The organism is Paenibacillus whitsoniae (assembly GCF_003955665.1).
Taxonomy (GTDB): domain Bacteria; phylum Bacillota; class Bacilli; order Paenibacillales; family NBRC-103111; genus Paenibacillus_E; species Paenibacillus_E whitsoniae.
Window position 1 is genome coordinate 1 of the sequence record NZ_RXHU01000173.1, and the last position, 313, is coordinate 313.

The 313-nt window shown below is 62.0% G+C and carries 1 protein-coding gene; it reads left to right on the plus strand.

Annotation, left to right across the window (positions count from 1 at the left end; all coding sequences use genetic code 11):
* Window positions 1-103 precede the first annotated feature (103 nt).
* Window positions 104-292 carry a hypothetical protein gene (locus EJQ19_RS32305; RefSeq protein ID WP_206438518.1) on the plus strand — a complete coding sequence of 63 codons (189 nt, stop codon included), beginning with the start codon at window positions 104-106 and terminating at the stop codon, window positions 290-292.
* The last annotated feature ends 21 nt before the right edge of the window (window positions 293-313 follow it).

The following is a 313-nucleotide window of genomic DNA, read 5'->3' on the forward strand; positions in this document are numbered from 1 at the left end:
ACCGCGGTGCCGCTGGGTGTCATTATCGCCGTGCTGGAGCTCGGGGCGATGGTTTGTTTTGTTGCGCTTGCACGGAGCAAGCGGTAAGGTGAGGCGCCGATGCGTGCGGGGAACCGCGGGTGTGGGCGCCTCGGGAGAAGTGCTGCAGCGGGCCAAGCGCGGCCGTATGAAGAAGCGCCTGGCTGGCGTACAGGCGGCTGCCTGCGTGGAGGTGACTGCGCCGGTGAAGCGCCGCTGGAAGATAAGAGGAGGAAAACCCTCTTATTTTGGGGTTTTAAACGGATTAGCTTGAAATAAGAGTGGCTAGCCCCTC